Consider the following 22,111-nt stretch of genomic DNA (forward strand, 5'->3'; position numbering starts at 1 on the left):
TCAAATGTCAATTATATAGTTAACAGAAATGGGGAGAAGGTATGTTTAACAACAAAAAAGATAAAAAGAACGAACAATCGACAAATAACCAGCAAGAATTACAAGAACCAACTAAGCATTATACTAAATCCGAGTTAAAACAGACTCTAGATACGAGAACAAAAGAAGAATTTGTCAATCTAATTAAAGATAAAGTTAGTAGTCCAGCTGATTTTATAGTTAAAAATATAAACGATGAAATTACAATTATTTATATAGAAAATTTGATAGAAGTTCAATCGTTAAATGATAATATTATTTCAACGTTACAAAGTATTTCAGAACCGACACCACAATTAATTAAAGAGAAATTATCTCTTGCTCAAGTAGACATTTCGAATAAATTAGATGTAATCATCTATGAATTAATCGGTGGTGCTGCGTTAATCCATACGAAGGAAAATGCAGACATCGTTGTAGCGAAAATCTCAAGCTATCAATCAAGATCATTATCTGCACCTGAAAATGAATCACAAGTTATAGGTACGCAAGTAGGATTTAACGAAAATCTAACTACCAATATTTCACTTATTAGACGCTTTATTAAGAGCCCTAATTTATGTAATGAGAATTTTGAAGTAGGAGAGGACACAGTTACATCAATTTCACTTCTATATTTAAAAGGTACTGCTTCTGAAGAACAGGTGAATACAATTAGACAAAGAATCGAGAGTTTAGACGTTTCTGGACTTATTGATAGTGCTATATTAGCTGAATTGATAGATGATAGTACGAAAACTGTTTTTCCGCAAATGTTGCTAACTGAGAGACCCGATAGATTTTGTGATGGATTATTATCTGGAAAAATTGGAATTATGATGAATGGTAGTTCAATGGGAATAGTGACACCAATCGCATTTATAGAGTTTTTCCATAGTAAAGAAGATCAAAATTTACGATGGCAAATTGGAACGATGTTAAGGTTACTAAGATTCTCTGCTATTATTGCATCAGTATTTTTAACACCAATCTATGTAGCCGCGTTAACATATCACTACGAAATAATTTCTCATACATTAATTGTTCCTTTAAGTGAAAGTAGAGCAATTGTACCTTTCCCACCAATTTTAGAGGCTCTGTTTTTAGAACTTATCATAGAACTACTGAGAGAAGCTGGTTCACGTTTACCTACAAAAGTTGGGCAAACCGTCGGGATTGTAGGGGGGATAGTAATTGGTACTGCTGCGGTTGATGCAGGTATCACAAGTAATATTTTAATTATTTTTGTTGCTTTAAGTGCTCTTGCCTCATTTACAACTCCTAATTATGTGATGGCAAATATCATTCGTTTTTTAAGATTTCCAATTATAATTTTAGCAGGAATTTGGGGCTTTTTAGGCATAATGATTGCAGTTTGTTTTTTACTTATTCACCTATTAAGATTATCGAGTTTAGGTGCCCCTTATCTTTCGCCATTATATCCACTAAGATTAAAGGATTTACCAAACAGCTTAATCAGACTCCCATTATCTAATATAAGTAGACAAGCTGTAAACACAAGAAAAGGCGATGATGAATCTACGAATCAAGAGAACAATGAGAAGGTGAGTGAATGAGTCAAGCTATACAATCGAAACAATATGAGAAGATCAACGCGTTTCTAGTTTTTTTTATCATTTGTGGATGTCAAATTGGAGTAGGAATACATGGGTTTCAACGAGTAATATATAAAGACGCAAAACAAGATGCTTGGTTGTCGGTTGTATTAAGCTTCATTCTTGCACATATCGTTGTTTTTGTAATGTTTAAAACATTAGAAAAGTTCGACAATCTTGATATATATGGAATTCAAAGGGAAGTTTTCGGTAAAATTTTGGGAAGTTTTCTTAATTTCGTTTATGTGATTTATTGTACTTTTGCATTTTTTGCTGTTTTAAAAAATTATATTGAAGTAGTAAATACATGGGTATTTCCATATGTAAATCCTCAATTTATAGCAATTGCTATTTTGCTTTTAATAGTATACGCTGTCACAGCTGGATTTAGAGTAGTTATAGGAATCAGTTTTTTTAGTTTCTTTTTTTTGTTATGGATTCCACCTTTATTAATTTACCCATTATATTTCACAAACATTAATTATCTATTGCCGATAATGGAGGACATAATAGGAATTTTAAAAGGGGCATATTCAATGAGTTTTACTATCGTTGGATTTGAAATTTTGAATATCGTATACCCCTATATAAAAGACAAAGAAAAGAAATCTGCGGAAAAGTACGCTCATTTCGGATTGTTATTTACCTTTTTTATTTACATTATTATTATGTTAATTACTTTAATGTATTTTAGTGGACCTCAATTAGAAAGAGTTATATGGGCCACATTAACGATATTTAATTTAATTGAATTTCCCTTTGTTGAGAGAATCGAAATTATTACCATTTGCGCATGGTTGCTTATTATTTTACCGAATCTCTGTTTATATTTGTGGGCTGCATATCGTGGTGTATCTTCTGTATATAACTTAGAGATTAAACGGTTTACTTGGATTTTTATTAGTATCATATTTATTATCACCTTTTTTATAAAAACAAGAACTCAAATCAATACTATGAATAATTACTTTGGAAAAATAGCATTTATAGTCGTATTTATCTATCCATTTATATTATTTATTTTTGCTTCTATAAAAAAAAGACGTAAAAAAGGGACGGGTGACACTTCATGATAAAACGACGAGTCCTTTTATATTACTTATGCATTTTCCTATTACTATTTGGTTGTGCTGATCCTAAAATTCTTGAAAGAATCAGTTTAGCTGTATTAATTGGTTATGATGTAGAAAGTGCTGATAAAGTTACTGCCACGGTAGCGCTAAGATCCGTCAATCAGGAATTACAAAGTATTGTGAGTATAGCATCCCAAACAGATGAAACGAGTAAAGGAACAAGAATTAAAGCAAGTCTTGATAGCACTAAAAAAATTGTTGCTGGACAGGCCCGTGTAATATTGTTAGGTAGTAAACTTGCTGAAGCAGGAATAACTCAAGCTCTTCATACAACAAAAATGAATTCAGAAATGAGCAGTGGACTTTATTTTGCTATTGTAGATGGAGAGGCTGGACCACTAATAGAACGAAAATATGAGAACATCTCTGATATTGGTCAACATATATTTTATTTGTTGGAACATAATATCGAAGAACAATACACTGTATCGTCCACTTTACATGAAACTGTCCGCGATAGTTATTCACCGTTTATTGATTTAGCATTACCATTAATCGTTCAAGATGAGGATGATGTTCATATTAGTGGTCTTGCAATTTTTAATGGAGATAAAATGGTTGGAAAACTAGTTGGAAATGAGCCTTTTTATGTCGTATTAGTAAAGGAAAAATATAATGCAGGCTCCATCCAAGTAATAATACCGGGTGCCCCATTAAAAAAACTATCTAATGATATACCTGATCAATTAGCAATTGCAATTGATTCAATTTTTTCAAATAGAAAAGTAAAATTAGTAAATAAAGATACTCCTGAATTTGAATTAGATATAAAAGTTGAAGGCCGAGTACTTGAAATTCATTCGAGTATTACTACAGAGGATTTTAATGTAATGGAGATTTTGGAAAAAGAAGTGGAAAAAGAATTTAAAAAGGAAATTGATAAGATTATTAAGAAAACTCAAGAGTTGAATTCCGATATATTAGGCTTTGGAGAAGTTTATAAAGCAAATGTTGGTACAAAGAATGTTGATAAAAAGAAGTGGAAAGAACTATACCCTAAAATCAAAGTAAATGCAAATATCACTGTTGAATTGTTAAGAAATGGCGTATTTGACTAATAGAAACACTTCGTTAACATTCCAAAATATATATTCAATTGTCCAATTCTAGAATGATTCACTTTAAGTGAAATCATTCTTTTTTTGAACATAAATATCCACTCATAATTTTCCTGAAATAAAGAAGAATAATGATATATTAGCTTTTTATAAAATTGAGGTAATGTAATGAAAAATATTGTCTTTAAACTTAGCTTAACATTCCTAATTTGTCTTAGTGGCATTGTAATGAACATAAATTGGGTTGTGTATGCAGGAACAATTGAAAAAAAAGGGAATGCTACACATATTATTGATCCGAGAACAAATGAAGTAATTACAACTATCATTCCACAACCATACCATATTGAACTTGAATTTTTGGATTTTAGAAAACAAGTTCAATTCATTGTAAAAAGAATAGCAAACGGGTCAGCGACAAAAAGTGGCTTTAATCAGACAATGATCTTAGATAGAATCGATCCCAGAACGGGGAAAATAATAAAAGGAAGACCAAAAATTACATTAAGCGAAGAAGATCTAATAGAGAAAATACTCGAACATTCCTTTACTGGTGGGAAGGTAAATGTCCCCATTAAAATTACGGAAAGTGGTTATACCGTAGAAGAAGCTAAAACTTTAAATGAGGTAATGTTATCTTCATATACAACATACTTTAATCCCACACGACAAGGAAGAAGTAAAAATATTGAACTTTCAGCAGCATCAATTAATAACGTAATAGTAGGTAGTGGAGACATTTTTTCCTTTAATGATACTGTTGGTCCTAGAGATGTTGCATCTGGTTATCAAGAAGCACCCGAATTTTTACAAGGGAAAATTGTTATTGGTATTGGTGGTGGAATTTGTCAAACTTCTTCAACGCTATTTAATGCAATTGATAAATTAGGAGTAGATATTATAGAGAGACATCGGCATACGCGAGATATAGGATATGTACCTAAGGGAAGGGATGCCACTGTTTCATTCGGAGGATTGGATTTTATCTTTCAAAACACATTAGGTATACCTGTATTAATAAAAACGTATTATGGTAGAGGATCCATTACAATACAAATAAAAACTTCAAAAGAAAATGAATTTATTTTAAGAAACTTAGAAGATTAAGGATTGCCTAAAATTTTTATTGGGTAGTCCTTATTTTTTTGTAACTTAAATTCACTATAATACGCTTAAATTATGGTAAAATAAGGTTAATAACTACTATGAGGAGGTTTAGTTGTGAATCAACAAGACCAGATTTTACAGTTAGTTAATTGGTTAAAAAGTTCTACAAGTACCATTGTTTTAACAGGAGCTGGAATGTCCACAGAAAGTGGGATTCCTGATTTTCGTTCCCAGTCAGGATGGTGGAACAAAATAGACCCGCGCACAGTTGCAACAGTTGAAGCTTTAGAGAATCACTATGCACTATTTCATGATTTTTATAGTTATAGAATTCAGTCATTAGAAAAATACACTCCTCATGAAGGTCATTACATACTTGGGCAATGGGAAAATAAGGGGGTCCTAGACTGTGTTGCAACACAAAATGTTGATGGTTTTCACCAACTTGCCGGAAATCGAAAGGTAAATGAATTACACGGGACAATTAAGACCATCAGATGTCATTCATGTAACCAACCTGCAACCTTATCGGAATTTCTAAATAAGGAAGTATGTAAACATTGTAGTGGAAAACTAAGACCAAATGTCGTTTTATTTGGTGAAACCTTACCTGAACATAGCTGGATGGACTCATTAAACCGTATACGACGAGCCGACTTAGTAATTGTTATAGGTACAAGTCTTGAAATATACCCAGTTAGCCAATTACCTGTTATGACAGAAGGTAAAAAAGTTTATGTTAATTTAGATATACACGATCATGCTAGATTTGATTTAATGATCAAAGGAAAAGCAAAAGAAATATTAAAATTGGTCAATAATATTTTATAATCAGCAATTGATTCAAATTGCTGATTTTTTTAAATTTTGATTTCTTTTAATCCATCTTTCCATTAAAATATATTTTGTTATAATAATTTTCCACATTTATACTACTTATTGTAAATTCGCACTAGTAAAGAAAGAGGTTATGAGAATGAGTAAAAAGTCTCGCGATTCTCACCGCACACACAGTATTCGAACTCGATTTATGGCATGGTTTATCATTGTTTCTTTAATACCACTTCTACTCGTATCTTTTATCATTCAACGGATTAATAGCAATATAATTGTCGATAAAGAACAACAATCAATGTTAAGTATTGTTGATACAAAAGCGAAATCAGTAGACCAGTGGTTTAATGCACAACTTTCCGAGATGGAAATTGCATCTAAAAGTGACATTATGAAATCGATGGACATTGAACGAATCATTCCATATTTACAAATGCTAGAAGAACGTTCAGATGTTTTTGAGACAATGTTTGCTATAGACACAAATGGTATAGTTGTCGCACATTCAAAACCTGAAAGTATAGGATCAGACTATAGCGATCGAAGTTATGTTCCAATTGCACTAGATGGAAATTCGAACTACTCTGACGTATTAGTATCAAAAGCTACAGGTAATCGTATTGTAGTCGCAGCAACTCCAATCGAAGATGAAAATGGAAATATCGTTGGTATCCTTGCAGGTTCTGCAAACTTTGAAGTTTTAGTAGATTCCTTACTAACCGATAATAACAATAACTCTATTCAGTTAACATTAGTAGATGGTCAAGGCATTATTCAAGTTTCACCCAATGAAAAACTGGTCGGAGTATCAGTAGATGAATCGAACATAAATGAGCAATTTGCATCGGTCTTACATAATAGTAAAAATCAAAGCGGTATCTTTAATGTTAAACATAATGATGAGAATTTCTTAATTGCTTCCACACCTATATTATCAGTAGGTTTCGGATTAAGTGTTCAAGTTCCAGAAAGTATCATTCTTTCTGCTACGAGTTCAATACAGATTACTACATATATCCTTATTGGAATAACTGCGATACTAATCGTTATTATATCGCTTGTTATTGTCCGTAGTATTACTCGACCAATACTGTCAGTAGCTTATCGTATGAATATGATTGCTAGCGGAGATTTATCCATCAAGCCTTTAGCAGTGAAAATGAAAGATGAACTAGGTGAGTTATCAACCAACTTTAATGTTATGGTTCAAAATATTAAGCACCTCGTCTCAGAAATAAGAACAGCTTCTGAACACGTCGCAAGCTCATCAGAGGAGTTAACAGCAAGCTCAGAAGAAACAGCTCAATCTGCTGAACAAATTGCAGCTTCTATTCAAACCATTGCATCAAATTCAGAGTCACAAGCTGCTATTACTGAAGATACAAAACATGTTGTTACGGATATTTCTCAGGGGATTTCAAGAATATCTACAAATATTGAGGAAACTAATACAATTACCGAAAACGCAGTACTAGCTGCAAAAACGGGTACTAAAGTTATTGATAATTCGATCAGTCAAATGAGATTAGTAGATGAAAAGACAAATATTGCATCTGTAACTATACATGCACTAGGGAAAAAATCTACTGAAATTGGAGATATTATTTCCGTCATCACAAATATTGCAAATCAAACAAACTTACTTGCATTAAATGCAGCTATTGAAGCAGCCCGTGCCGGAGAATATGGCAAGGGATTTGCGGTAGTTGCTGAAGAAGTTAGAAAGCTTGCTGAACAATCCAGTCAAGCATCTGGTCAAATTAGTGAATTAATTAAACAAATACAATTAGAAATTACTGCATCCATCAACGCGATCAATGAAGGTAGTTTTGCAGTGAATGATGGGAAAGCTTTAGTAGAACAAGCAGGAGTCGAATTTGAAAAAATAGCAAAATCAATTAGCAATGTCTCTATTCAAATGCATAATATCTTAGAAGAAAGTACAAAAATTGATGTCTATTCTAGTAAGATGGTAGAGGATATGGTTAATTTAACGGATATTACAGCTCAAGCAAAACGTAATACCCAAGAAATCGCTTATGCATCTGCTGATCAAAATGGAACAATGGAAGAAATCGCTGCATCTGCAAATACTCTTGCTTTAATGGCAGATGAACTTAAACAAGCTGCACAAACATTTAAACTATAACTAAAAAGTACTTACAAGGACACTTTAGAAGTAACGTTTCTAGAGTGTCCTTTTTGTTTAAACATTCCATACATTTATCTATCAAATTTATTTAGAGATTGAAATGTTTTCCTTTATAATAGAGTTGTTAAATTATTTTAAGGGGACAATTGTATGAGCGAACTTTGGTATGGTGGTAAAATTTACACAATGGAAAGAGAAAATGAAACAGTAGAATCCGTTTTAGTACAGGATGGGAAGATAATAGATGTAGGTAGAAAAATTGATCTAGAAAAACAAGCAGATCAAAAAATCAATTTGAACGGTGCTACTATGTATCCTGGTTTTGTAGATAGCCACCTTCACATTCTTTGGCATGGTGAAAAACTATTACGTTTAGACTTATCAAAAGCAACATCATGTGAGGAGTTGCTAGAAATGGTTACTGAAGCATCTAAACAGTCATCCAGTGACCAGTGGCTTTTTGGCGAAGGTTGGAACGAAAACAACTTTCCTGATCGCCGAATTCCAACTATTCAAGAACTAGATGCTATTCGAAAACAACCTATTGTTTTAAATAGAGTTTGTCTTCATCAAGCATTAGTGAACACAAGTGCGCTTGAAGCTGCTGGAATTACAGAACAAACAGAAAATCCTTTTGGCGGAGAAATTGGTAGAGATCAAAACGGCAAACTTAATGGGAGACTTTTTGAAAAAGCAAAGGAACTGTTAGATTCTTCAATTCCAAAAGAAGGTGAAGCATATATTGATTATTTAGAAAATGCCATGGAGCTGGCAATTCAAGATATGCATTCAAAAGGTTTAACAGGTGCTCATTCCGAAGATTTGAGTTACTTCGGTCACTATTTAAACCCACTCACTGCGTATCAACGTGTAATCGGAAAGAAACGTCACTTCCGTGTACATTTACTACGTCATGTAAAAGTATTTGAACAACTGATTAAAGACAATGTTGTGTACGATGATGCATTTTTAGAAGCAGGTGCAATGAAAATATTTGCGGATGGTGCTTTAGGTGGTTCGACCGCAGCACTTTCTACACCGTATACAGATAACCCAAATAATACTGGGATGTTCATTCAAACAGATGAACAACTAGAAGATTATGTACGACTTGCGCGGAAATATCATTCAGCTGTAGCTATTCATACAATTGGGGATGCTGCAGCAGAACAGATGATACGAGCAATTGAAAAGTATCCAGTTCCATATGGACAACGAGACCGACTTATTCATGCATGTGTACTGAGAGAAGATTTAGTTGAACGTCTAAAAAAACTCCCAATTATTTTAGATATACAACCAGCGTTTGTATCTTCTGATTTCCCTTGGGTAATGGAACGTCTAGGTAATGACCGATTGGAATGGGCATATGCATGGAGAAAATTGATTGATAGCGGCTTAATTTGCGCATTTGGAACAGACACGCCTATAGAAGATGTAGATCCACTAAAAACAATTTATGCTGCAGTTGAACGTAAAAAAGTTAGTGATACGCATAATGGGTACTTACCAGAAGAAAAACTATCTCGTTTCGAGGCAATACAGCTTTACACTTTAGGTAGTGCTAAAGCAATTTGCAAAGAGCACGAGAGAGGTTTAATAAAACCAGGTTATGATGCTGATTTTTCTATCTTTGACCGCGATTTACTTGATGGTTCTTCAGAGGATATGTTAAAGGCAACAACGCTTAAAACCGTTGTTGCAGGTGAAATTGTATACAGTATAGATTAAATATAAAAAAACCCCGAGAAGTTCTTATCTTCTCGGGGTTTATTCTACGGGTTATTATTTAAAACTTGTAGTTAACACCACATAAGTTCTCCGATACTTGCCATAAATTATGGGCAACATTTTTATCATACATTTTTTTTAACGTACTCAATTCGGATGGTGTGTTACTTTTATTTTTTGATGGACCAATAAATTCGCCACCTAATAAAGAACTACTAGTCGCGGCATACAAGACTGTAAGGGGGAATTTATGTTTCTCTTTATCTTTTACTTCATCATTAGATGTTGACTTTGAAGATTTTACTTTGCTACGTGCAGAATCAACTTTTTTACTATCTGTTGGGGTTTGGCAACATACACTAATAGTTTGGATGTTATATTCTTTAAATTTTTCATCTAAATGTTTTGCAAATAGCAAATTAGCAAGTTTACTTTGAGTGTAAAATTTATCTGGTTGATAATTTTTGGAACCTTTAAAATGACCAAAAGACAATTTTGTTTTACCTGAGAGTTTGTCTCCTATAGTTATCACTCGTGAATTTGGTGTAATCTTAAGTAAATCAAGTAATAACCCTGTTAAAGCAAAGTGACCTAAAAAATTCACTCCAAAATGAGACTCAAATCCTTCCTTTGTCTTTCTTTGTTGCACTGAATGAATACTTTCATTAAGTATCAAAATGGATAACGTTCGATAATTGGTCTTATATTCCTTCGCAAATTCATGGATAGATTCTAATTCATTTAAATCTAGGTACATAACATCTACTTTTGCATCTGGAAAAACTGAAAGAATTTTTTCTTGTATTGATTTTCCTTTATGAAAATCAGAAACCGCAAGAATAACTGTTGCACCATTTTCTGCAAATGCTAGTGAAGTTTCATAACCAATTCCTTTATGTGCCCCTGTAATAACGACTGTTTTCCCAGATTGTTGAGTCATGTCTTCTTTAGTCCAAGACAATAGCTGCACTCCTTTTTAGTTAAATACGCCTTTTAACAAGACAAACATAGTTGTTAAAAAGTAGCTTACTAAAACTATATGCGTCGAATTATAAAGAATTATAGAATTTTAAAATTCAATTAAATTACTTTCATGAATTAATGTAGAAAAAACGCTGTTTATGTAATTCGTTCAGATTAGTGATAAAATAAAACATAGATTACTTTCGAAAGTATTAGAAAGGGTGTTTAATATGAGTGTTACAAACAGCTTTGTTGATATGCTAGTAAAACAAGCACGTACAATTCTTAATACGATGAAGGACTTAAAATGGGTTGCTGGTAAAAAAGGAAGCAATCGTGGTGCATTAATTGAGCGTTTCACTGCAAATTCTCATTCGTTTAACGTATATACATATGCAAATGAAGATGTGAAGCAATATACCGAAGTGCAACTCTTTAAAGAAAATATAATACTATTTTCAAAGGAATTTGATGTGGCACGTTTTGATTTCGATGGGGAAGTCAATGTAGATCGTGTTCAAACAATTTATGAACAAGTATTAAATTCCTATAATGAAATGGTTATCTCACTAGGATTTGATAAAGAAGTCGTAAATGTGAAGAATTTTTAAATTTAAAAAGGAACTGTTTTGAATGTAGTACATTCAAGACAATTCCGCACTTTTAATGTCTAAACCTTGCATTTGTATTTTAGTTTGACTTTTTATATTCATACGCTAGTTCGTCTAGTTTAGAATTTACAATTACATGTAAGTCATGGTCATTAAAAAACCATATATCATCTCTTTCAATATAGAAATGAACGCCTTGAACAGTTGTTACAACCCCTACATCAAGTGGTGTTTCACGGTTCATTCCAAGGGAAAATGCCTCGTGAAAGGGTGATGATCCACCATACCTTGCATAAAAACGGATATAATCTCCAGGCTCAATATCCATTTCTTTTTTAAACCAATCAAGTGCTTCGTCAGTTATAACAATCTTCAACGTGACCATTCCTTTCAAAGAGAACAATTTCAAAAGAACGACACTAAATCCATTTAACTTTTGGCTCAGTACCTTCTTTTATTCGTTTAATATTTGCGCGGTGACGATAGAAAATAAATGCAGCCAATATAGCTACAACAATAAACAATGCATAATCGCCAGTAACAATCCAGTAAATAGTACTGTATACTAGACCAACAACAGCGACAGCCATTGACGAAAAACTAACCATTTTTGTAATTTTTAAAGCAATAAAAAATCCTACAATTAACACTATAAAAAATGGCCATGTATAACCTAATAACACACCACCTGAAGTAGCAACGGCTTTTCCACCTCGGAACCCTGCAAAAATAGGAAACATGTGACCAATTACTGCAATTCCTCCAAGTATTAGTGGATGAATTGTTGACTCAGAAAAATACGGAATCAAAGGTAATAATACCGCTGCTGTTCCTTTTAAAATATCAATTGATGTGACAATAATTCCTGCTTTTTTCCCTAAAACACGAAATGAATTCGTACCACCTAAATTTCCGCTACCATGTTCGCGGATATCGGTTTTATAAAAGATTTTTCCAATCCATAAACCGGACGGAATGGAGCCAAGTAAATAAGCACAAATTATTACTATTGCATTTACCATAGTGTGTTCCTTTCATGATTTATTATTTGTTTAGATATACATTGAAAGTTCGGAAGCTAAACGAGATAACTTCCACTAATACTTATTAGTTGGTACTAGTATGTAGCAATAACCATTTTACACTTTTTTTAATAGGTAAGGAAGTGTCTTTTTAATAGTTTTATAATGCATTACATTTATAACATAGAGCAATTACATATTTAACATACTTTTTTCAAAAATTGATGTATGAAAATGAAGGAATAGTAAAAATTATCGTGAATATTTCTATATCTAAATATAATATTTACTATTTTCGATTATTAGGTACAATTATAGTTTAGAATAAAGTGATACTTCATTCAGTGAGAGGTATTTATAACTCGGGATAAAGTTCTGTTTGTCGAATTTAATTTATATTTGATACAATTGAATTACTTTGACATGCTAATTATTGACAGTAAATATAAATGTCAGTACGATTAAATAGAAAAAGAGAACGGACGTTTGTTTTTTGGAGGGGATTTGAATTGGCAATTAATCAGCCAGGCATCGCATATGATGACGATGCCATACAAGTACTAGAAGGTTTAGATGCGGTTAGAAAAAGACCGGGGATGTATATTGGATCTACAGATTCTCGTGGCCTTCATCACTTAGTGTATGAAATAGTTGATAATGCAGTTGATGAAGCACTCGCAGGTTTTGGATCACATATTATTGTAAAAATACATGAAGATAATTCAATTAGCGTTAGAGATTATGGTCGCGGTATGCCTACAGGAATGCATAAGTTAGGAAAACCAACGCCTGAAATTATCTTTACAATCTTACATGCAGGCGGAAAATTTGGACAAGGCGGTTACAAGACAAGTGGTGGATTGCACGGAGTTGGTTCATCAGTTGTAAACGCTTTATCGAAATTCTTAGAAGTAACTATCTATCGTGATGGTGAAATTTACCGTCAACGTTTTGAAAATGGAGGAAAACCAGTAACAACGCTTGAAGTTATTGGTAAGACAAAGGAAACTGGAACACTCGTTCACTTCCATCCCGATCACACAATCTTTTCAGCTACAAAATACAACTATGAGATTTTAGCAGAGCGTTTACGTGAATCAGCATTTTTATTAAAAGGGCTTAAGATTGAAATCATTGACGAGCGTGGAGAAGGTCAACATGATGTATTTCATTATGAAAACGGAATCGAAGCCTTTGTTCAATATTTAAATGAAGAAAAAGATGTTATGCACCCAGTAAAGTATGTAGAAGGTGCAAAAGATGAAATCGAAGTTGAATTTGCATTCCAATTTAATGATGGATATACAGAAACAATCCTTTCATTTGTTAACAATGTACGAACTCGTGATGGGGGTACACACGAAACAGGTGTAAAATCCGCATTAACAAGAGTTTTCAATGAATACGCTCGTAAAACAGGTCTATTAAAAGAAAAAGACAAAAATCTTGAAGGCTCAGACATTCGAGAAGGTTTATCTGCTGTTATTTCTGTTCGTATTCCTGAAAATTTACTTCAATTTGAAGGACAAACGAAAAGTAAATTAGGTACTACGGAAGCACGTTCTGCTGTTGAATCTGTTGTATTAGAACAAATCCTTTATGTTTTAGAAGAAAATGCAGAGCTTTCTTCTTCACTTGTCCGTAAAGCAATCCGTGCCCAACAAGCTCGTGAAGCGGCTAGAAAAGCCCGTGAAGATGCACGAAATGGAAAGAAAAAGAGAGCGAGTACGCTTCTATCTGGTAAATTGACACCTGCACAATCACGTAATGCAGCAAAAAATGAATTGTACCTAGTTGAAGGAGATTCTGCAGGAGGTTCTGCCAAACAAGGGCGTGATCGTACGTTCCAAGCAATTCTACCTTTGCGCGGGAAAGTTATTAATACAGAAAAAGCAAAGCTTTCAGATATTATGAAAAATGAAGAAATTGCTACTATTATTCATACAATTGGTGCTGGTGCAGGTCCTGAGTTTGCGGTTGAAGATGCAGCTTACGATAAAGTCATCATTATGACGGATGCGGATACAGATGGCGCACATATCCAAGTATTATTACTAACATTCTTCTATAAATATATGAGACCACTCATTGATGCTGGAAAAGTATATATTGCAATGCCACCACTTTACAAAATTTCTAAAGGCAATGGTAAAAAAGAAATTATCGAGTACGCTTGGACTGAAAAAGAATTACAATCTGCTATTAAAAAAGTTGGAAAAGGCTATATTATTCAGCGTTACAAAGGTTTAGGTGAGATGAACGCTGACCAATTATGGGATACAACGATGAATCCAGAAACACGCACTTTGATACGTGTTACGATTGAAGACGGTGCCCGTGCTGAACGTCGAGTGACTACACTGATGGGAGATAAAGTAGAGCCTCGTCGAAAATGGATTGAGGCAAATGTTGATTTTGGTATGGAAGAAGATTCAAATACATTAGTTGCTGACTTCATCCATCATGAGGAGGAGACAGAAGTATGACCAATGCCGAACGATTTCAAGAATTACCATTAGAAGAAGTAATGGGCGATCGATTCGGTCGTTACAGTAAATACATTATCCAGGACAGAGCAATTCCAGATGCAAGAGACGGTCTTAAACCTGTACAACGTCGTATATTATACGCCATGTTCGAATCAGGAAATACGAATGATAAACCATTTAGAAAATCTGCTAAAACAGTCGGACATGTAATTGGTAATTTCCATCCACATGGTGATTCATCAGTTTATGACGCTATGGTTCGTTTAAGTCAAGATTGGAAATCTCGCCATATGTTAATAGAAATGCACGGAAATAATGGTTCAGTCGATGGTGATCCACCAGCTGCGATGCGTTATACAGAAGCGAGACTTTCCGCAATTGCTGCAGAAATGCTACGTGATATTACAAAAAGAACAGTTGAATTTGTACCAAATTTCGATGATCAAGACATGGAACCAACTGTACTACCTTCCAGATTTCCAAATTTATTAGTAAATGGTTCAACTGGTATATCCGCAGGGTACGCTACGGATATACCACCTCATAATTTAGCTGAAACAATCGATGCAGCATTAATGCGACTACAAAATGTTAACTGCACAATCGATGAATTAATGACAGTAATTAAAGGTCCTGATTTCCCTACAGGTGGAATAATACAAGGAATTGATGGGATTAAAAAAGCTTATGAAACGGGCAGAGGGAAAATAATTGTACGTTCTAAAGCAACGATTGAGCCTATAAAAGGCGGTAAGGAACAAATCGTAATTACAGAACTCCCTTATGATGTAAATAAAGCGCACTTAGTTAAAAAAATCGACGAAATGCGTGTAGATAAAAAATTAGAAGGTATTGCTGATATTCGAGATGAGTCTGACCGTACTGGTTTAAGAATTGTTGTCGAACTAAAAAAAGACGTGGACGGTAACGGTATTTTAAATTACTTATATAAAAATACCGAACTACAAATCAATTATAATTTTAATATGATTGCTATCCATAATCGTCGACCAACAATGATGACTTTACCATTAATGTTAGATGCGTATATAGCTCACCAAAAAGAAGTGATTACAAAACGTTCTGAATTTGATTTACAAAAAGCAAAAGATCGTTTACATATTGTCGATGGATTAATGAAGGCATTATCGATTCTAGATGAAGTCATTAAAACAATCCGTGCTTCTAAAGATAAACGAGATGCAAAAGATAACTTAATTTCTCAATTCGCTTTCACAGAAATTCAAGCAGAAGCCATTGTTAGCTTACAATTATATAGACTAACAAATACAGATATAACTGAGCTTCGTGCTGAAGAAGAAGAATTGCGTAAAACAATCGATGAGTTAACGGAAATATTAAATCATGAGAGTAAGTTAAATAAAGTGATAAAAGCAGAGCTTCTAGAAATAAAAAAGAAATTTGCAGAGCCTCGAAGATCAGACATCGAAGCTGAGATTGAGGAAATTAAAATTACACTTGATGTACTTGTTCCGAGTGAAGAAGTAGTTGTAACAGTTACAAAAGACGGCTATATAAAACGGACAAGTACTCGTTCCCATGCTGCTTCGAATGGGCAGGATTTCGCCATGAAAGAATCCGATTACTTATTATTTGAGTCAATGATGAATACACAACATCATCTACTTCTGTTTACAAATAAAGGAAACTACATCTATCAACCTGTTCATGAACTTCCAGATATTCGCTGGAAAGATCTAGGTCAACATATATCAAGCATCGTTCCTTTAGAAGATTCAGAAGAAATTATTGAAGTAATAGGTATTGAAGATTTCAAACAAGAGAATATATTCATTTTAACAGCAACTAAGCTTGGCCAAATAAAACGATCATTGTTAACTGAATATGCAGTCTCAAGATACTCAAAAACGATTAGAACAATGAATATAAAAAATGATGATGAGATGGTCCACGTTTCACTAATTACACCAGGCAAAGATTTGTTATTAACTAGTTATCAAAGTTATACAATCCGATTTGACTTAGAAGAATTGCCTGTAACTGGTGTAAAAACCGGTGGCGTTAAAGGCATGAACTTAAAAGATAATGACTACTTAGTATCAATTAATTCTATAGAAAAGGATACTGAACACGATTTAATCGTAATTACACATCGTGGTGCAATCAAACGTATGAGTAGTTCAGAAATAGAAACAAGTTCTAGAGCAAAAAGAGGAGTAGTTATACTAAAAGAGTTGAAATCAAATCCTCATAGAATATTTGCAGTCATCACAGTTAAACCCGATGATACTATCAAAATAATAACCGAAAATAATGTAGAAGAAAGCTTTATTGTTTCTAGTTTTGCAAAATCTGATCGATACTCAAATGGTTCACTGAAGTTAGATGTTTCAAATGATGGCGAACCTCTGTACTTCAAAGTTATAACAAAAGAGAGTAATGAATAAAAGGAAATATTTATATATTTTCTAAATCCCAAATATATGTTCCCATGATTATATTATGAAAAGAATGGACTCCTTAAAATACTGACTTTAAGGTAGTTCATTCTTTTTCTTTTTATATTAATAGTTGTTGATAAATAGTGAGAATCATACTAACATAGAATCATTCGACGGTTAATGGAGGATTATGAAAAATGGTGTTGAATGACCGCAGCAAGGGGATATTCTTAGTTTTGACCGCAGCTATGTTTTGGGGAGTTTCTGGAACTGTATCCCAATACTTATTTCAAACTTTACAAATAAGTACGGAATGGTTAACAACTGTCCGATTATTATCAGCTGGATTACTGTTAATACTGATTGCTTATAAAAAAGAAGGAAATAGAATCTTTGATATTTGGCGTCAAAAGGCTGATATACTAGCTATTATTATTTTTGGAGTCATTGGAATGATAGGTGTTCAATATACATATTTAGCCGCTATTACGCATTCTAATGCCGCAACTGCTACAATTCTTCAATACCTAGGTCCTGTATTAGTAACAAGTTATTACATTCTAATAGCTAAAAGAAAACCATCTATGAAGGAAATAGCTGCAGTTTTCTTTGCTATGCTGGGGACATTTTTACTTGTTACACATGGCAATATTGAAAGTTTAGCTATCTCTGTTGAAGGTTTTGTATGGGGAATTCTTTCTGCTTTTGGCCTTGCTTTTTATACCATACAACCTATTAAACTATTACAAAGATGGGGTTCCCTAATCGTAGTAGGTTGGGGAATGATTATTGGTGGATTTGTATTTAGCTTTGTTCATCCACCATGGATGTTTCAAGGCGAATGGTATTTTTCAACGAACTTCGCTTTTTTATTTGTTGTTATTTGTGGAACCGTAATAGCATTTTATTGTTATTTACAAAGTTTAAAATACTTAACTGCATCTGAAACAAGTTTACTAGCTTGTGCAGAACCTCTTTCAGCGGTAATAACAACAGTAATCTTTTTAGGAGTAACGTTTGGTTGGATAGATTGGATCGGCACATTATGTATATTAGCTACCATCTTTATATTATCAAATAAGAAAAAACAGAAAAATGTTACTGAAAATTAGTCAAAAAACAGTAGGGAACAACAAGCAAAAAACCTCGAGTTATTAACTCGAGGTTTTACTATTAGTGTGAAACATCTTGTACTGAAATACCAGTTTGAGCTTTTACTTCAACTTCACGGTATTTAGCTTCATCCACTTCTTTAGAAAGTAATGTTCCAATAACTCCACCTAAGAATCCAAGTGGTACAGAAATAATTGCTGGGTTAGTTAAGAACACTAATGGATCACCAACAAAGATTGCTTTACCAGCAACTGGATTCCAAACGTTTGGAGAAAGTGCTACTAGGACTAACGCTGAGATTAAACCTGTTAAAGTAGCAGTAACTGCACCATTTGCATTGAAACGCTTCCAATAGATTGTATAAATAATAACAGGTAAGTTTGCAGAAGCAGCAATACAGAACGCTAATGATACTAAGAATGCAACGTTTAATGTTTGAGCTCCTAAAGCTAATAGAATCGAAACTACAGAAATAATTAATGATCCTACACGAGCAGCAACCACTTGCTCTTTTTCAGAAATTTTGCCTTTTTTAATAATTTGGCCATAAATATCATGTGATAATGCAGATGCACCTGAAAGTACTAAACCTGCTACAACCGCTAAGATTGTTGCGAATGCAACCGCAGATACGAATGAGAATAATAAGTCTCCACCAAGTGCTTCAGCTAGAAGTGGGGCAGCCATATTACCTGCAGGGTTTGCAGCAACAATTTCAGCTGAACCTACAAACGCAGCAGCTCCGAATCCTAAGAAAATTGTTAATACGTAGAATAAACCTACGATCCAAGTTGCCCAAATAACTGAAGAACGAGCTGTTTTTGCGTCTTTTACAGTGAAGAAACGCATTAAAATGTGTGGAAGACCAGCTGTTCCTAGTACTAAAGCAAGTAACATGGAAATTGTATCAATTCCGTTAGAATATTTTAAACCTGGGTTTAAATATGCTTGTCCATGCTCAGTCACAGTAGTCATTGTTTCAAACATAAATAAGATATTAAAGTTAAATTTCGCTAATACAAGGATTGAAATAATAATTGTACCGAACATTAAAAGAACGGCTTTAATAATTTGTACCCATGATGTAGCTGTCATACCACCGAATAATACGTAGATTGTCATCATAACCCCTACGATTAAAACAGAAACCCAGTATTCAAGACCGAATAATAATTGAATAAGTGCGCCTGCACCAACAAGTTGTGCAATCATGTAAAATAATACGATAACTATTGAACTTAGAGCAGCAGCTCCGCGAACTTTCGATACATTAAATCGAGCTGTAATCATATCAGCTAAAGTAAATTTACCAAGGTTACGTAATGGTTCAGCAACAATGTATAATACAACTAAATATGCTGTTAAATAACCTAGAGAGAAGTAGAAACCATCAAATCCAGTTAATGCAACCGCACCCGCGATCCCTAAGAATGACGCTGCAGATAAATAGTCTCCACCAATAGCTAGTCCGTTTTGCCAGCCTTTTAGACCTCCACCTGCTGTATAAAAATCCGTTGCAGTGCTCGTTCTTTTTGATGCCCACCAAGTAATGTATAAAGTAATACCCACAATTCCTAAGAACATTGTAATCGCTATTGGACTCATTTACGAGCACCTCCTTCATATTCACTAATTACATCTGCCGCATCCTTATCAAAGCCGGTAGCTTTAGATACGTAGAAGTGGGCAAGACCCCATACCATTATGAATAATCCAGCAGAGTATAGCCAAACCCATGTAATTTCACCAATTGCTTTTTGGTGTAGTAAGTTTGTGTAGGAAGTTAAAACAGGTAATAGCATATAAACTGTAAAGAAGATTACCGCTACTGTCCAAAGAAATTTATTTTTCTTTTTTGTTAGCTTCTTAAACGATTCCAATTCGGCAATTTTGTCATAATCGATCACTTTTTGTTCTTTCGCCATGAACATACCCCCAATTTTGAATAAATTTGCTGCTTTATGTTTGTAAAATTCTAGTTAATAGACTTTACAATTTCCATTTTATTTACTTGTTCACAAAATTGCAATAGTTTTTAAGAAAATAAATTTAAAAAATATATTTAAAAATGAGTTTTTAAGAGAATTATAGGATATAAACGATAATATTTAGTCATTCAAACAAGGGAAAGTCAGTATTTACGCTATGTACGAGGTAGAAAAATGAAGCATAATTAAGTATTGACTTAGAAGAAAATAGCTCACAAGTTAAAGAAAATCCTAAAATTTTATTTTTGTGAAAATGTAATTAAGGGAATAAGTATTATATTTTGATATAGAACAAAAGGAAAAAATTCATTGAAATTGGAAATAATAAAAGTTACAGTGACAAGTTGTAATTAACATAAAAGTTCAAAACTTATCGGAATTTGTTATAATTTTAAATTTATCATTGATCCAATAATAAATTAATAAAAACTAGATTATTGGACTAAATAATCGGTTCCGTCTCAATATTAAGAGTATTCTTATTGCATGAGATTTAACTTTTGATAATTTATATTATGTCAACTAGAAAAATTTAAAGTTAAAGGGAATGAAATTAGTTATGATTTTCATTCCCTTTTAAATATTGGTTCATGCCATATTCGATTATTTCATTTAACTTCATGTTATTTGCGTTTTTGTAAAGTTTCATTCTTTCTACTAATTCTTTGTCAAATGTAGTTCGAAATTCTACTCGATCTTTTGGTTTCATTTGTTCACTTTTAATTTTGATACTTGTATTGATTAATTGATTAATAATTGGTTCTATTAAATAATTAATTTTCGTATTATTTGCATTTGCTACATCTCTTAATTCGTTTATAAGTGTATTACTAACATACGTTTTAATTGATTTTCTATTGTTATTAACATGAATGATTTCATTATTTTCTATTATCCATGCTTTGACTTTCCGTTTATCATCAGCGATAAATGGATCCTCAGAATGTTGAGATAAATATAATCTTTTGTAGATAATAAAATTGTCATATATACTTACATTCTTATAAATAATATTTGAAAGATAGATTACCTTATTTTTACCAGCAATGACAACTCTATAAATTTTTGTTTCATGCTCACTTATAAAGCTTCTAATTTTCGGATTTAAATTCCAATTACTAAAAACTTTTAATAATCCTTGAGCAAAACCATAACTTGCGGTTGTTATGATAACGTAATATCCATGTTTATCAACGTTTCCATCCCCATCAATCACCCCTCTTATAAACGAGGGCAAAAATTCATCTGGAACACATGGAAATGGTAATGACAATGATTTATTATTTGTTATCCCTAAAGCCTCTAAATCTTTCTTAATCTCTCGAGAATTGATTAATAATGTTGGCGTAGTTCTAGTTTTAGCGGATACTGCTAAGACAAAATCTGCATCCATTAGTTTAGCAATTACTTTTAATATTCTTTTATCTTTTTGAGAAAATGTAATTGAGTGAACAGATTTATTTACAGTTCCATCTGTTACAAATAATCCTAAAACCCAAGCCATATCGTGAGACCAAACTTTAAAGAAATCTTCGTTTACCTTATGTTTTCTAGGTTGACCTGAAGATTGCTCTCGAATTGCCTTTATACCGTGTTTATTTCTTATATAGCTTACTCCAGCAGGTGTAATTCCTACCTTTTCGGCAATATCTTTCACTGCCATACCACTTAAGTACATTTCTATGATCATTTCATCAGTTATATCTTTTTTTCTAGCCATATACAACTGCTCCTTAATTAAATAATTATTTAATAGAGAAATGGAAAATATATGTTAATCCCATTATAAGAACACCTGTTCCTTTTATCAAATATTATGTTTTATTTTTTACATGATATATCGATTTTTAAAA

At 33.0% G+C, this 22,111-nt stretch carries 17 protein-coding genes; 11 read left to right on the forward strand and 6 right to left on the reverse strand.

Features of this window, described 5'->3' with window-relative positions:
• Nucleotides 1-41: 41 nt before the first annotated feature.
• From CD29_RS08795 to CD29_RS08825, 7 genes are all read left to right on the forward strand, one after another.
• Nucleotides 42-1,595, forward strand: coding sequence for a spore germination protein (locus CD29_RS08795; RefSeq protein ID WP_036185514.1), 1,554 nt, complete (start codon nucleotides 42-44; stop codon nucleotides 1,593-1,595).
• Complete coding sequence (locus tag CD29_RS08800; protein ID WP_036185515.1) at nucleotides 1,592-2,707, forward strand: GerAB/ArcD/ProY family transporter; 1,116 nt, start codon at nucleotides 1,592-1,594, stop codon at nucleotides 2,705-2,707. Before CD29_RS08795 ends, CD29_RS08800 begins: the two co-directional genes overlap by 4 nt.
• Nucleotides 2,704-3,825, forward strand: coding sequence for a Ger(x)C family spore germination protein (locus CD29_RS08805; RefSeq protein ID WP_036185517.1), 1,122 nt, complete (start codon nucleotides 2,704-2,706; stop codon nucleotides 3,823-3,825). The genes CD29_RS08800 and CD29_RS08805 overlap by 4 nt, the downstream gene beginning before the upstream one ends.
• Before the next feature lie 228 nt (nucleotides 3,826-4,053).
• Complete coding sequence (locus CD29_RS08810) at nucleotides 4,054-4,932, forward strand: VanW family protein (protein WP_169716170.1); 879 nt, start codon at nucleotides 4,054-4,056, stop codon at nucleotides 4,930-4,932.
• A gap of 114 nt (nucleotides 4,933-5,046) precedes the next feature.
• On the forward strand, nucleotides 5,047-5,763 hold the full coding sequence (locus CD29_RS08815; protein ID WP_235801807.1) for an SIR2 family NAD-dependent protein deacylase: 717 nt from the start codon (nucleotides 5,047-5,049) through the stop codon (nucleotides 5,761-5,763).
• Nucleotides 5,764-5,908: 145 nt separating this feature from the next.
• Entirely contained in the window at nucleotides 5,909-7,915 is a 2,007-nt protein-coding gene (locus CD29_RS08820; RefSeq protein WP_036185520.1) for a methyl-accepting chemotaxis protein, read from the forward strand.
• A gap of 153 nt (nucleotides 7,916-8,068) precedes the next feature.
• The gene (locus CD29_RS08825; protein ID WP_036185522.1) at nucleotides 8,069-9,649 is read left to right on the forward strand and encodes an amidohydrolase; all 1,581 of its coding nucleotides are present in this window, start codon (nucleotides 8,069-8,071) and stop codon (nucleotides 9,647-9,649) included.
• Nucleotides 9,650-9,707: 58 nt separating this feature from the next.
• On the opposite strand, the gene CD29_RS08830 is transcribed toward CD29_RS08825, so the two are convergent.
• Nucleotides 9,708-10,610 (reverse strand): SDR family NAD(P)-dependent oxidoreductase, encoded by a 903-nt coding sequence (locus CD29_RS08830; RefSeq protein WP_052124083.1) that lies wholly within the window; start codon nucleotides 10,608-10,610, stop codon nucleotides 9,708-9,710.
• Between the two features lie 232 nt (nucleotides 10,611-10,842).
• Here CD29_RS08830 and CD29_RS08835 point away from each other — a divergent pair, with 232 nt between their 5' ends.
• Complete coding sequence (locus CD29_RS08835) at nucleotides 10,843-11,223, forward strand: hypothetical protein (RefSeq protein WP_036185524.1); 381 nt, start codon at nucleotides 10,843-10,845, stop codon at nucleotides 11,221-11,223.
• 79 nt (nucleotides 11,224-11,302) lie between these two features.
• Here the strand turns inward: CD29_RS08835 and CD29_RS08840 are convergent, their stop codons facing one another.
• Together CD29_RS08840 and plsY are read right to left on the reverse strand one after the other, a co-directional pair.
• On the reverse strand, nucleotides 11,303-11,599 hold the full coding sequence (locus tag CD29_RS08840; protein ID WP_036185525.1) for a HesB/YadR/YfhF family protein: 297 nt from the start codon (nucleotides 11,597-11,599) through the stop codon (nucleotides 11,303-11,305).
• Nucleotides 11,600-11,642: 43 nt separating this feature from the next.
• Nucleotides 11,643-12,245, reverse strand: coding sequence for a glycerol-3-phosphate 1-O-acyltransferase PlsY (plsY, locus tag CD29_RS08845; protein WP_036185528.1), 603 nt, complete (start codon nucleotides 12,243-12,245; stop codon nucleotides 11,643-11,645).
• 509 nt (nucleotides 12,246-12,754) lie between these two features.
• Here plsY and parE point away from each other — a divergent pair.
• The 3 genes from parE to CD29_RS08860 all read left to right on the forward strand — a co-directional run bounded on the left by parE (nucleotide 12,755) and on the right by CD29_RS08860 (nucleotide 18,269).
• Nucleotides 12,755-14,731, forward strand: coding sequence for a DNA topoisomerase IV subunit B (parE, locus tag CD29_RS08850; protein WP_036185530.1), 1,977 nt, complete (start codon nucleotides 12,755-12,757; stop codon nucleotides 14,729-14,731).
• Nucleotides 14,728-17,163, forward strand: a complete 2,436-nt coding sequence (gene parC / locus CD29_RS08855) for a DNA topoisomerase IV subunit A (RefSeq protein ID WP_036185533.1) — start codon at nucleotides 14,728-14,730, stop codon at nucleotides 17,161-17,163. The genes parE and parC overlap by 4 nt, the downstream gene beginning before the upstream one ends.
• 191 nt (nucleotides 17,164-17,354) lie before the next feature.
• A complete protein-coding gene (locus CD29_RS08860; protein WP_036185541.1) occupies nucleotides 17,355-18,269 on the forward strand; it encodes a DMT family transporter in 915 nt (304 codons plus the stop codon).
• 61 nt (nucleotides 18,270-18,330) lie between these two features.
• Here the strand turns inward: CD29_RS08860 and CD29_RS08865 are convergent, their stop codons facing one another.
• The 3 genes from CD29_RS08865 to CD29_RS08875 form a co-directional block, all read right to left on the reverse strand.
• Nucleotides 18,331-19,875, reverse strand: a complete 1,545-nt coding sequence (locus tag CD29_RS08865) for a solute symporter family protein (protein ID WP_036185545.1) — start codon at nucleotides 19,873-19,875, stop codon at nucleotides 18,331-18,333.
• Nucleotides 19,872-20,195 (reverse strand): DUF485 domain-containing protein, encoded by a 324-nt coding sequence (locus CD29_RS08870; protein WP_036185548.1) that lies wholly within the window; start codon nucleotides 20,193-20,195, stop codon nucleotides 19,872-19,874. Before CD29_RS08870 ends, CD29_RS08865 begins: the two co-directional genes overlap by 4 nt.
• 616 nt (nucleotides 20,196-20,811) lie before the next feature.
• Nucleotides 20,812-21,978 carry an LAGLIDADG family homing endonuclease gene (locus tag CD29_RS08875; protein ID WP_036185551.1) on the reverse strand — a complete coding sequence of 389 codons (1,167 nt, stop codon included), beginning with the start codon at nucleotides 21,976-21,978 and terminating at the stop codon, nucleotides 20,812-20,814.
• Between the last annotated feature and the right edge of the window lie 133 nt (nucleotides 21,979-22,111).

This window comes from Ureibacillus manganicus DSM 26584, assembly GCF_000772945.1.
Lineage (GTDB): Bacteria > Bacillota > Bacilli > Bacillales_A > Planococcaceae > Ureibacillus > Ureibacillus manganicus.

Excerpts from the sequence above, each read along its gene's own strand:
- CD29_RS08795 (WP_036185514.1), top strand. The coding sequence starts at position 42 with ATGTTTAACAACAAAAAAGATAAAAAGAACGAACAATCGACAAATAAC.
- CD29_RS08800 (WP_036185515.1), top strand. The coding sequence starts at position 1,592 with ATGAGTCAAGCTATACAATCGAAACAATATGAGAAGATCAACGCGTTT.
- CD29_RS08805 (WP_036185517.1), top strand. The coding sequence starts at position 2,704 with ATGATAAAACGACGAGTCCTTTTATATTACTTATGCATTTTCCTATTA.
- CD29_RS08810 (WP_169716170.1), top strand. The coding sequence starts at position 4,054 with ATGAACATAAATTGGGTTGTGTATGCAGGAACAATTGAAAAAAAAGGG.
- CD29_RS08820 (WP_036185520.1), top strand. The coding sequence starts at position 5,909 with ATGAGTAAAAAGTCTCGCGATTCTCACCGCACACACAGTATTCGAACT.
- CD29_RS08825 (WP_036185522.1), top strand. The coding sequence starts at position 8,069 with ATGAGCGAACTTTGGTATGGTGGTAAAATTTACACAATGGAAAGAGAA.
- CD29_RS08835 (WP_036185524.1), top strand. The coding sequence starts at position 10,843 with ATGAGTGTTACAAACAGCTTTGTTGATATGCTAGTAAAACAAGCACGT.
- plsY (WP_036185528.1), bottom strand. The coding sequence starts at position 12,245 with ATGGTAAATGCAATAGTAATAATTTGTGCTTATTTACTTGGCTCCATT.
- parC (WP_036185533.1), top strand. The coding sequence starts at position 14,728 with ATGACCAATGCCGAACGATTTCAAGAATTACCATTAGAAGAAGTAATG.
- CD29_RS08860 (WP_036185541.1), top strand. The coding sequence starts at position 17,355 with ATGGTGTTGAATGACCGCAGCAAGGGGATATTCTTAGTTTTGACCGCA.
- CD29_RS08865 (WP_036185545.1), bottom strand. The coding sequence starts at position 19,875 with ATGAGTCCAATAGCGATTACAATGTTCTTAGGAATTGTGGGTATTACT.
- CD29_RS08870 (WP_036185548.1), bottom strand. The coding sequence starts at position 20,195 with ATGGCGAAAGAACAAAAAGTGATCGATTATGACAAAATTGCCGAATTG.
- CD29_RS08875 (WP_036185551.1), bottom strand. The coding sequence starts at position 21,978 with ATGGCTAGAAAAAAAGATATAACTGATGAAATGATCATAGAAATGTAC.